Origin of the sequence: Enterobacter cloacae complex sp. EB5, assembly GCF_031432835.1 — a bacterium.
GTDB classification, from domain to species: Bacteria; Pseudomonadota; Gammaproteobacteria; order Enterobacterales; family Enterobacteriaceae; genus Enterobacter; species Enterobacter hormaechei_C.
On record NZ_CP133860.1, the window covers coordinates 1,601,238 to 1,612,224 of the forward strand.

8 protein-coding genes and 1 pseudogene are annotated in these 10,987 nt (G+C 52.4%); 3 read left to right on the top strand and 6 right to left on the bottom strand.

Annotated elements, in window-relative coordinates:
* Window positions 1-75: 75 nt before the first annotated feature.
* From RHN82_RS07690 to soxR, 4 genes are all read right to left on the bottom strand, one after another.
* Window positions 76-1,722 carry a Na+/H+ antiporter gene (locus RHN82_RS07690; protein ID WP_003860270.1) on the bottom strand — a complete coding sequence of 549 codons (1,647 nt, stop codon included), beginning with the start codon at window positions 1,720-1,722 and terminating at the stop codon, window positions 76-78.
* A gap of 152 nt (window positions 1,723-1,874) precedes the next feature.
* Entirely contained in the window at window positions 1,875-3,224 is a 1,350-nt protein-coding gene (gene ghxP / locus RHN82_RS07695; protein ID WP_006810466.1) for a guanine/hypoxanthine transporter GhxP, read from the bottom strand.
* Between the two features lie 297 nt (window positions 3,225-3,521).
* Window positions 3,522-4,193, bottom strand: a complete 672-nt coding sequence (locus RHN82_RS07700; protein ID WP_047052088.1) for a glutathione S-transferase family protein — start codon at window positions 4,191-4,193, stop codon at window positions 3,522-3,524.
* A 359-nt stretch (window positions 4,194-4,552) separates the two neighbouring features.
* Window positions 4,553-5,011, bottom strand: coding sequence for a redox-sensitive transcriptional activator SoxR (gene soxR, locus RHN82_RS07705; RefSeq protein ID WP_047052087.1), 459 nt, complete (start codon window positions 5,009-5,011; stop codon window positions 4,553-4,555).
* 98 nt (window positions 5,012-5,109) lie between these two features.
* On the opposite strand from soxR, the gene soxS reads away from it, so the two are divergent.
* Window positions 5,110-5,436, top strand: a complete 327-nt coding sequence (gene soxS, locus RHN82_RS07710; RefSeq protein WP_047052085.1) for a superoxide response transcriptional regulator SoxS — start codon at window positions 5,110-5,112, stop codon at window positions 5,434-5,436.
* 6 nt (window positions 5,437-5,442) lie between these two features.
* Here soxS and RHN82_RS07715 read toward each other — a convergent pair whose 3' ends face one another.
* Together RHN82_RS07715 and RHN82_RS07720 are read right to left on the bottom strand one after the other, a co-directional pair.
* Entirely contained in the window at window positions 5,443-7,008 is a 1,566-nt protein-coding gene (locus RHN82_RS07715) for an EAL domain-containing protein (protein WP_047052082.1), read from the bottom strand.
* A gap of 265 nt (window positions 7,009-7,273) precedes the next feature.
* Window positions 7,274-8,674 carry a sensor domain-containing diguanylate cyclase gene (locus RHN82_RS07720; RefSeq protein WP_047052080.1) on the bottom strand — a complete coding sequence of 467 codons (1,401 nt, stop codon included), beginning with the start codon at window positions 8,672-8,674 and terminating at the stop codon, window positions 7,274-7,276.
* Window positions 8,675-9,117: 443 nt separating this feature from the next.
* Here RHN82_RS07720 and RHN82_RS07725 point away from each other — a divergent pair, with 443 nt between their 5' ends.
* Both RHN82_RS07725 and RHN82_RS07730 read left to right on the top strand, forming a co-directional pair.
* Window positions 9,118-9,399 carry a YjcB family protein gene (locus RHN82_RS07725; RefSeq protein WP_003860282.1) on the top strand — a complete coding sequence of 94 codons (282 nt, stop codon included), beginning with the start codon at window positions 9,118-9,120 and terminating at the stop codon, window positions 9,397-9,399.
* Between the two features lie 310 nt (window positions 9,400-9,709).
* Window positions 9,710-10,507, top strand: a pseudogene (locus RHN82_RS07730) (IS5 family transposase).
* The last annotated feature ends 480 nt before the right edge of the window (window positions 10,508-10,987 follow it).

Genomic DNA, 10,987 nt, shown 5'->3' on the forward strand with positions numbered 1-10,987 from the left:
CCCTCTCCCACAGGGAGAGGGAACCGATCGAGCACGTAGGCCCGGTAAGCGCAGCGCCACCGGGCAATTACAGCGCTACTGATTCTCTATCAACAACGCTTCCAGCAGGTCCAGATCGTGCAGCAGCTTTTGCAGCGTCTCGTTGCTGATCTGCCGCGTCGCGCGCAGGTGATACAGCTCGGCACGCTCGGAACGCAGCGCCGCCAGGCGGAAACGGCGTTCGAGGTTCTCTTCCTGCAACGAACTTTCCACGTCGTTACGTCCGTCAGCACGGCGACGCAAATTACCGATCACGCGTGAACTGACTTCCTTCAGCAGCTGATTATCAATGTTCTCTTCGGCATCGGCGGCCAGACGCTCCTCCATCTTCTCGATGGCGACAATCGCCACTTCCGCCGTCGCCGCACGGGCAATCCGCTCTTCTTTGTGCTGCTGCGAGGAGTCACCCGCGTCGATATGTTGCAGCAGAATCGGCAGCATAATCACGCCGACAAACAGGGAGAAGAGGATCACGCCCGCCGCCAGGAACACCAGCTCGTAGCGCGCCGGGAAGACGTCACCCGTCGGCAGCAGCAGAGGAATGGAGAGCACACCAGCAAGGGTGATCGCCCCGCGCACGCCCGCGAAAGAGGCAATCAGCAGCTCGCGCGTGGTCCACGAGCCAAACTCCATCGGCTTTTTGGTCAGGAAGCGAACGCTGAATTTCTTCATCGTCCACAGCCAGCCGAAACGCACCAGCATCAGCGCAAGGTAGATGAGCACGATATCGGTAAACAGCATCCAGACTTCAACGTTTGGATCCGCTTCGGCCGCAATCAGCGAGGATTCCATAATGCCCGGCAGTTGCAGGCCCAACAGCAGGAACACCATGCCGTTAAACACAAACTCGAGCATGGCCCAGGTACTGTTCGCACGCAGGCGCATCGCCAGCGGCGCGCGGCGCATAACGCCGGAGCGGGTGATGGTCATCCCCGCGGCTACCGCCGCCAGAATACCCGACACGCCGATGTGTTCGGCGATCAGGTAAGAGGCAAACGGCAGCAGGAACAGCAGGACGATCTGCGTAGCGGGTTCGTCGCCACCCCAGCGGCTGAGGAAGCGCAGCGAGCGTCCGTACAACCAGCTCACTACGAAGCCCGCGAGGATACCGCCAATCGCCACCTTGAAAAATTCCAGGGTCGCGCCGCCGACGGTAAAGACCATGGTGCCCATGGCAACCGCCACGGCAAATTTCAGGGCGACCAGGCCAGAGGCGTCGTTCATCAGCGCCTCGCCCTGCAAAATGCCCATGATTTTCTTTGGAATGCGCCCTTCGCCCACAATGCCGGACAGCGCCACGGCGTCGGTAGGCGACAGCACGGCGGCCAGCGCAAAGGCGGGTATGAGCGGGATCCCCGGTACGGCCCAGTAGATCAGGAAACCAATCCCGACCACGGTGACCACCACCAGCGCCAGCGCCAGGCCGAAGATCTCTCGCCCGTGCTCCAGAAATTCGCGCGTCGGCGTTTTCCAGCCATCGGCAAACAGCAGCGGCGGAATAAACAGCACGAGGAACAGTTCCGGATCGAACTCCACGTGCAGACCGAACGTCGGCCACGCCAGCAGCGCACCGATAGCTATTTGCATTAAAGGCAGGGGGACCTGGAAGGGCAGTACGCGTGTAACCACCCCGGATAATGAGACCACAAGGGTCATGATGAGTATTGTGAAGAAAATTTCCATGCGTTCCCTGTTTGCTGTGTTTCTTATATGCCAAACCTGAGGCGTCGTGCCTCTTATTCTATCCTCTCCAGAGTAACGTAAAAGGCAACAGGATGAGTCCTGAAAATAAAAACGGGCGGCCTGAGCCACCCGTTTTCGCATAAAAAGTCAATTCAGATGGCCCAACCGCCCGCGTAGAACGCGACCAGCGCAACGGCGATGACCACGGTCCCGATGTTCAGCTTACGCCACTCACCGGAGACCAGGCGCCCAATCACCAGCGAGGCGAAGCCGATCATAATGCCGGTCACGATGTTACAGGTCAGCACGATGAATACCGCAGTGATCAGGCCGGACATGGCATCAACAAAATCCGCGAAATCGATTTTCGCCACGTTGCTCAGCATCAGCAGGCCGACGTACATCAGCGCAGGTGCGGTCGCGTAAGCCGGCACCAGATAAGAGAGCGGAGAGAGGAACAGGATCAGCAGGAACAGCACGCCAACGGTGATGGCCGTCAGGCCGGTTTTACCGCCTGCCGCCGTACCCGCTGCGGACTCAATGTACACCGCCGCAGGCGCCGCGCCCACCAGACCAGAGAAGACGCTGCTCAGGGAGTCGGTGGTCAGCGCTTTGCCGCCGTCAATAATCTGTCCGTCTTTATCCAGCAGGTTCGCCTGACCGGCCACCGCGCGGATGGTGCCGGTGGCGTCAAACACCGCGGTCATTACCAGCGCCAGCACGCTTGGCAGGATCACCGGGTTCAGCGCGCCCACAATATCCAGGCTGCCAATCAGGGAGTTGCCTTTGTCATCGCTCAGCGACGGCATGGCGAAAATCCCGGAGAAATGAACGGTCGGGTCGAAGATCAGGCCGACGATGGACACGCCGATAATGGTCAGCAGAATGCCGCCCGGCACTTTCAGTTTTTCCAGGCCAATGATCACCGCCAGACCCACCAGCGACATGATCACCGGGAAGCTCGCGAAGTTACCCAGCGCAACCGGCAGGCCGTCCAGCGGGTTCTTGATGACCAGACCCACGCCGTTGGCAGCGATCAGCAGCAGAAACAGGCCAATACCGATACCGGTGCCGTGCGCCACGCCCTGCGGCAGGTTGCGCAAAATCCAGCTACGAATGCCGGTCGCTGAAATCACGGTGAACAGCACGCCCATCAGGAACACGGCGCCGAGCGCTACCGGGACGCTGATATGCTGGCCCAGCACCAGGCTGAAGGCGGTGAACGCGGTCAGGGAGATGGCGCACCCGATCGCCAGCGGCAGGTTCGCCCACAGGCCCATCACAATCGAACCCACACCCGCAACCAGGCAGGTGGCAACGAAGACCGCCGCTGGCGGGAAGCCCGCTTTGCCGAGCATGCCCGGCACCACGATGACGGAGTACACCATCGCCAGAAACGTGGTCAGACCGGCAACAACTTCCTGGCGCACGGTGCTGCCGCGAGCAGAAATTTTAAACATGGCGTCAAGTGAACCGCCGGTACGCGCAGATGGCGTAGACATAGAAAACATCCCCTGAAAATTTTTATTGAAAGTCCGTAAGCGTGGTGGAGACTCCACTGCCAGCGAAACGTCAAATCCTTGTGCTGCGTTTGCGACGAAAGGGGTGTCACAAAAAAAGCAAACGTTTAGCTCCGCGCTTACAAAACGGGTGGTCAAATGTAGGCAAACGATTATCTAGCCTAATACCCGCCCTTTTCAACTGAACTTTCTCGTTTTTCGCTAAAATTGCCTCATGACGATGAAGAATTAAGCAGAGGATGCGCAAACGTTATCGTCCATGCGCAATTTCGTTACATTTCAGCCTTCACCGGGGATCGTCAGTGGACCGCCTTTCGCAAGCGTTGTCTGCCAGCCCGGACGTGCCTCCACTCTCTGTTTCCACGCCGCTATGTGGTCGAGATTGTCGATGCCGCCTCTCGCCAGCAGGGCGAAGAGGGGAAAACTCATCTGGATATCAGCCATGGTCAGCGTGTCACCGGCAAACCAGCTGTTTTCGGCAAGATGATCGTTAATAAAGCGCGCATGCGTTTCCAGCTGGCGGTTGAGATACGCTTTTTGCACCCCCTGCCCCAGCGCCTTACCCAGCGTGCGCAGGCCAAACGGGACGGGTGGTTTACCGAGGCTGTTGAATACCAGCTTCATTAACAGCAGCGGCATCAAAGACCCTTCGGCGTAATGCAGCCAGAAGCGATACTGCACTTTATGGGTGGTATCTAACGGTTTAAATCGTGACGCCGAATCGTAGGTTTCCTGAAGATATTCCAGAATCGCGCCTGATTCGGCCAGCACCAGTCCGTTATCTTCCAGTACCGGGGATTTCCCCAGCGGATGCACTTTTTTGAGCGAATCAGGTGCAAGCATGGATTTTTCGCGCTGGTAGCGCACAATCTCATACGTCAGACCCAGCTCTTCCAGCGCCCAGAGGACGCGATGTGAACGAGACTGATTAAGGTGGTGGACCGTTAGCATGATGTTCTCCGGTGATTCATACTTTTTAACTATAGAAAACTGAACAACTTCACGAAAAAAATTCGGCTAAAATCTCACCGTCTCCGGTGGCAAAAACGGCGGCCGGGCATAGAATTAAAGTGTCAGTACAAACCGGAACCTCCTCCACAAGCTCGACACGAGGGGTACTGATGTCGGGGGAAACCCTCCCGTGAGCCAGCGGGATAGAGAGAAAGACAAAGACCGGAAAAAACTAAAGCGCCCTTAGTGGCGCTTTAGTTCTTTATGCTTGTTGCCGGGTGGCGGCTGCGCCTTACCCGGCCTACAAAACCGAGAGCGTAGGCCGCCGGGTAAGCGAAGCGCCACCCGGCAAACACCTCTCAATCCTCCTCCAGCAACCGCGCCCCCGTTCCCTGCTCGCCCAGCCTGTCACCCGGGTTACGCAGCGGACAATCGCTGCGTGATAAACACCCGCAACCAATGCAGCCGTCCAGCTCATCGCGCAGGGCCACCAGCGTATGAATACGACGATCCAGTTCTTCTCGCCACTGGGACGACAGCTGCTTCCACTCCTTCGCGCTCAGCGAGTGCCCTTCCGGCAATACGCCGAACGCGTCGCCGATGGTGGCCAGAGGAATGCCGATACGTTGCGCAATTTTGATAATCGCCACGTAGCGGAGCACATCACGAGTGTAGCGCCGCTGGTTTCCGGCGTTACGGATACTTTTTATTAACCCTTTGCTTTCATAGAAGTGGAGCGCCGACACCGCCACGCCGCTTCGCTTAGCCACTTCACCGGGGGTTAACAGCGCTTTGATGCGCGGTAATTTCTTTTCCATAAAACCTCTTTACCTCAAGTTAACTTGAGGAATTATACTCCCCCGCAGAGAAAACGACGAATCAACCAGGACAGATGTCTCCACAGAGGGGTAACCTTATGTCGCATCAGCAAATTATTCAGACGCTTATTGAATGGATTGATGAACATATCGACCAGCCGTTGAACATTGATGTGGTCGCCAGGAAGTCGGGCTATTCGAAATGGTATTTACAGAGAATGTTCCGCACCGTAATGCATCAAACGCTGGGTGATTACATTCGCCAGCGCAGGCTCCTGCTGGCGGCGCAGGCGTTACGCTCAACGCAGCGGCCCATTTTTGATATCGCCATGGATCTGGGCTATGTATCGCAGCAGACCTTTTCCCGCGTCTTCCGCCGCGAGTTTGACCGTACGCCGAGCGACTACCGCCATCAGCTTAATTAATGCGTGTTAACGCAAGGGTTGCTGCTGCCAGGCCATAAATGCCTGGGGCGGCATCGCTTTCGCGAAGTGCCATCCCTGACAATACTGCACGCCACGCTTCAGCAACCAGCTCACCTGCTCCCCCGTCTCGACCCCTTCGGCAATGGTTTTCAGCCGCAGGCTTTGCGCCATCTCAATGATGTGCTCGGCAATCAGGTGGCTGGTGCTGTTGGTGGTTAGGGTATCGATAAAGGATTTGTCGATTTTCAGGATATCGACGTTCAGCGAATAGAGATTATGCAGGTTAGAATAACCGGTTCCGAAATCATCAATCGCCACTTCATACCCCGCCTGGCGAAACGCCTGAATGACCGGCGTGGTTTTTGGCACGTCAATAAACCCCCGCTCCGTTACCTCAATTTTGATTTGCTGCGCGCGAACCGAGTAAAAGCGGGCTTTGTCGGAGATCAGGGCGATAAGACGCGAAGAGTGAAAATCCGACGCCGACAGGTTAATCGAGACATACAGATCGGGATGAGCGGCAAGAAAATGGCCCAGATCGCTGAACACCTCCTCCACGACGTAATCCGTAATGCGCTCAATCATCCCCTCTTTTTCTGCCAGGGGAATAAATTCCGCCGGGCTCATAACCTGGCCGTTGAATCCTGGCCAGCGCAACAACGCCTCTGCCCCCACGCACTGGTTATTTTTAATATCAATAATGGGCTGATAATGGACGCACAGCTGGCGTTTATTCAGCGCCCGGTGCAGAAGTCGGCCAGGCGAATTGAATTCACGGTGTGTACGCGACCACACCAGCAGAATAATAATGCTGCAAATCATCCCCAGCGGTAGCGTCAGGGTAGCCTGATGATAAAGCGTTTTATAAAAACGGGCGCTGGAGGTTGAAACGATGGCCGCAATGGGCCGCTGCCCGGATTTCACGATCGTATAAAAACGGTCATCTTTCTGAAAAGTCGTTTCCTGATGTCGAAGCATCGAATGCAATAAAGAAATATTGGCTTTCTGGCTTACAGAAAAAAATGCATTGCTGACGGTGTCATACACTCCCCACGACAGGGAACGATCGTCTGACATCACCTCACTGTACGAAAGCGGGTTGACCACTGCGACATAATTTCCGCGCTGCATATATATCATTTTATAACCATCAAAAAATGGTGTATCGCGAAAATAATAGATAGCAACGTCAGGTTTACGTGTGTAATTGGCAGCGGGGATGGTGTAAGGATGATCCGGCGTAAAAAGGGTCGAGCAGAGAAACGCCTGGCCTTCAGCATAAATTAAATCGGCAACAAAAAGACGACCGCGGGAAACGTTCAACATATATTGACGATGCTCCGGCGTACACACTTTTCCCTGATATTTTTCCGCGTCTTCCCGGGCCAGATCAACCTGTTGAATAACCCGTTCAGTTTTGTTTAAAGCAAGTTCAGCAAACGTGCGCAGCTGGGCGCTGATTTCCGACACGGCTCTAAGCTGGGCAAACCATAGCGCAAGCATCACCGGCAGCATAACTACCATGATAATCCCGACCACTTTGAGCATTTTGCGCCGCGCGCTACGATTCATTTCCCGCTCTGTATCCCTGCATGTTGTACGCCTGTAGCAATGAAGACCGGCTGCTTTGATAAACAGGTGATTACGTTGCATGAATCATGGGAAGTTAGCAACTGACTTTTAGTATTAAAAATCCTAAAATTCGTGATGCCGATAATATTTTCCCGTAAGCCAAACTAAAAGTATTCATTTCGTTTCTGATAAGGAAAATAATTACCCGCGACAGGTGTGGAAAATTCGCTGGCTGAAATAGCCTGCTCTTTGTTCTTATGCTGATTTATAAATAATCAGACGCCAGGACCGTTTTTCCTCTTCCCGTACGCTTGGCGTCATATAATGCCTTATCGGCACGCATCAGTATGGCAGAAGTATCCCGTTGCCCCTGACAGACTTCAACCACCCCGGCGCTGAAGGAGAGTACCAGCGTTTTATCGCCCACACGCAGCGGTTTTGAGATCAGCGCGGCACGCAGCCGGGAAGAGAGCAACGTAGCGGCCATACCATCCGTGCGCGCCAGCAGAAGAACAAACTCTTCGCCCCCCACCCGTCCCAGCGCCGACCCGGCCGGGCTTACCTCGCGAATACGGTCGCAAAAGTGGATCAATGCCGCATCGCCAACCTGATGTCCCCACCTATCGTTGATCTGCTTGAAATAATCGAGATCGAACATCAGGAGACAGAAGTGGCTACTGACATCCTGCGGCGAACTGGCTGCCAGCGCCATTTTGAGCCGCTGTAAGATTGTCGAGCGATTCAGACAGCCGGTCAGATCGTCCGTGGTGGCTTTGACGGTCAGCTGCTGTTCTGCTTTTTTACGTTCGGTGATATCCAGGCCAATATTGAGAATGGAGTTATCCGGTAAAAGGATGTTTGACCAGAGAATGGTTAACTGCGTCCCGTCTTTACGCACCGGATGCCATTCGTACATATCCTTAAGCGGTGCGAAACGAACCGACTCCTGCACGCGCTGTCGCTCCTCAGGATCCGGGTAAAACAGGGCCAGCGGATCGGGGTGCTCGCCGATTTCGGTCATACTCCAGCCAAAGACTTTTTCGCATTCGGCATTCCACAATACACACCGGTTATGCCTGTCAAAGGCGTTCATTAATACCGGAGCACGTTCAAATAAGGTTTTATATTGCGTGACGACGCGCTGCATTTCCTGCGCCGTTTTTTCCCGCACGATGATGTCATCAAAATAATCTTTTAGCTTCTCAACCAATACCACCACGATATTTTTCAGTATCGGCAACGAGGTCAGTTTTTCATTAAAAGCCAAAAAGAAATAACCACTGCACTGTCTGCCATGCGCTGAGAGTTTACACAGCACGCCGCTTTGCAGCCGCGAATAGCCCGGGTGCTGAGGGGAAAATACCGCCCGGCCAATATGCTCTTTCCAGTAGATAACCCGCCAGGCGCGGTGATGCCGCTGCAACAGGGTGCTGGCAAGAAAATCCGCCACGTTGAAGGCGTGACACGTCACGTCGCCGGCACAAACCACGCGCGGCCCGTCTGCGGATTCGACACTGACCCACGAGAGATTTGCCCCCAGTGCGCTGTTGATAATTTCCAGCATTTCAACCGGCGAACATTGCGCGTTGAGTTGCGGCATCAGCTTCGCCAGGGCGTGCAGCGCCTGCATGCTGTCGTTAATAATCTCGCGTCTTTTTTCTTTCATTATCTTTTCGCAGGTCATTAATCGAGAGAGCAACCGCAATAATTCATATCTGAATAAAAGAATAAGACCACGAAATCAAAGAGCATGCTGAGTGTAAAACAAAGAATATAAAATCCAAAAAAGCCAAACAATTCAATGCGATGAATTATTTTTGCGGGTACATTTATTGTTCCAGACAAGCATAATCCATAGATATACTGCTGTAAACGCTATACAGCCGATGTTGTTTTGCAAAGGTTTTGCTATCTGAATGAATTAAAAATAAAAATTCCGAACAGACGCGGATATGCGCGACGACGATATATTTTCCCTGGTAATAAACCCACTTTTACCCCACACGGATACTGGCGAATAAAACAGCAAATGTGATATAGTTCACATATCTTATGTAACGAGAAACATTGTTTCATTCCAGTTCGTCTGTTTTGTCGAGGATGAGTTTTATGGCAACCATTACCACCAGCATGGTACTCCTGCGCTGGCCGTTGTTGAGTGCGGTTTTGATGTTCCTGGCCAGCACGTTAAACATTCAGTTCCGAAAGTCCGACTACGCAGGTCTTGCTGTGATTAGCACCCTGTTAGGGTTAGGCGCCGCATGCTGGTTCGCGACAGGTTTGCTTGGCATTACGCTGGTGGATATAGCCGCCGTCTGGGAAAACATTAAAGTGGTGATGGTTGAAGCCATGAGCCACACCCCACCAGACTGGCCGATGGTGATTACCTGATAGCCTGTTATAAAAAAACCCAGACATTGTCTGGGTTTTTTGTGTTTCACGCGTCTGAATATCAGAACGGTTAGGTTTACCTGATATACCATTAATAATTTCATGGAAACGATAAATGCTTATATAGTAGAGAAAATTATCAAAATCTTTTCGACAAAACCTACAAAGCGTAATGTTATATGTAAAGTTTTTTATAACATACTCTGTGAAACATTACATTGTTATCAGCGACTACTAAGTGGATAGGTTAGGCTGTGTCCCTTAATCATCTGAGTTATAGTAACTATCTGTTTCCAGAATATGTTGAACTATGGCTCGCTACGTTCTACCCGATGATGCATGGACTCCCATTCAGCCCTTATTGCCTGCGCAACCGGATTCACCACGTGCAGGACGGCCATGGGCAGAACATCGCATGATCATCAACGGCATGTTCTGGATACTGTACTCAGGAGCGCCATGCCGCGATTTGCCTGAACGATACGGCCCATGGGAAACCGTTTACAACCGCTTTAATCGATGGTCAAAATCGGGAGTGATTAGCATTATTTTCAATAAGTTACTCTCATCTATTGACGCTCATGGACTCGTTGACTGGTCAGCAACGGCTCTAGAGCGCAAAAAACATCCCGATATCACCGGAGATAATAGCCGGGGTCGCTCTCGCGGCGGTTTGGCACCAAAATCCATCTGGTTACAGACGGAAGTGGCCTCCCGTTAACATCGTGCTGAGCCCCGGACAAGCCCACGAGAGTCAGTTCGCACAACGTCTTCTGGATAACATTGGCATTCAGCGCCAGACCGGTACTATGAAGCGCCGTGGTCATGCGGTACTGGCTGACAAGGCATATTCAGGGCATGCATTACGTTATGAACTGAAAAATAAAGGTATAAAGGCAGTTATTCCTCGAAAATCAAATGAAAAATGGCGTCGGATGGTCGTTCACAGCTCGATCGTGTTATTTACCGCAAGCGCAATGCTGTTGAACGATGTTTTGGCCGCCTGAAAGAATACCACCGCGTAGTAACACGTTATGACAAAACGGCGAGAAATTATCTGGCGATGGTGACACTGGGCTGTATCCGGCTCTTTTATCAACAGGTATGAAATTAAGGGACACAGCCTAGTCTGATGGACTGTGAAGTGCCTGTTAACCCCGAGCCTAGTCATTCGAAGATTGCGTTGAAACCTCTTGGAAACCGCACGCTGAATACTTTTTCACTTATTGAAACCATCTAAAGAACTGCTCAAAAAAACATCCTCCCCCTGCGAAATAAAGAAATCCGCGCCAGTGACTAACTTTTCATTTCTTATGCGTTCAACTCTGAGTTATAGTCAGTAACAGCGACATACTCAATCACTTAGGCAACACCAATAAGTGAGGGCGGTAGCATACCCTAGTCTTAAATTGATTAACCTATCGATAGTAAAATCAAAAAAAGTCTTAAAATTTTGCACTAAAACAATACGCTGCTGATCATCCTAACAGTTATATATTTCATAAAATCACTAAATTTCCGGCTAGACTAAATGAAAATATATTCCTTATGATTTATCTCCAAATTAGTAGATCCTATTACAAAAGGA

Excerpts from the sequence above, each read along its gene's own strand:
- RHN82_RS07700 (WP_047052088.1), bottom strand. The coding sequence starts at position 4,193 with ATGCTAACGGTCCACCACCTTAATCAGTCTCGTTCACATCGCGTCCTC.
- RHN82_RS07690 (WP_003860270.1), bottom strand. The coding sequence starts at position 1,722 with ATGGAAATTTTCTTCACAATACTCATCATGACCCTTGTGGTCTCATTA.
- RHN82_RS07715 (WP_047052082.1), bottom strand. The coding sequence starts at position 7,008 with ATGAATCGTAGCGCGCGGCGCAAAATGCTCAAAGTGGTCGGGATTATC.
- RHN82_RS07725 (WP_003860282.1), top strand. The coding sequence starts at position 9,118 with ATGGCAACCATTACCACCAGCATGGTACTCCTGCGCTGGCCGTTGTTG.
- ghxP (WP_006810466.1), bottom strand. The coding sequence starts at position 3,224 with ATGTCTACGCCATCTGCGCGTACCGGCGGTTCACTTGACGCCATGTTT.
- RHN82_RS07720 (WP_047052080.1), bottom strand. The coding sequence starts at position 8,674 with ATGAAAGAAAAAAGACGCGAGATTATTAACGACAGCATGCAGGCGCTG.
- soxS (WP_047052085.1), top strand. The coding sequence starts at position 5,110 with ATGTCGCATCAGCAAATTATTCAGACGCTTATTGAATGGATTGATGAA.
- soxR (WP_047052087.1), bottom strand. The coding sequence starts at position 5,011 with ATGGAAAAGAAATTACCGCGCATCAAAGCGCTGTTAACCCCCGGTGAA.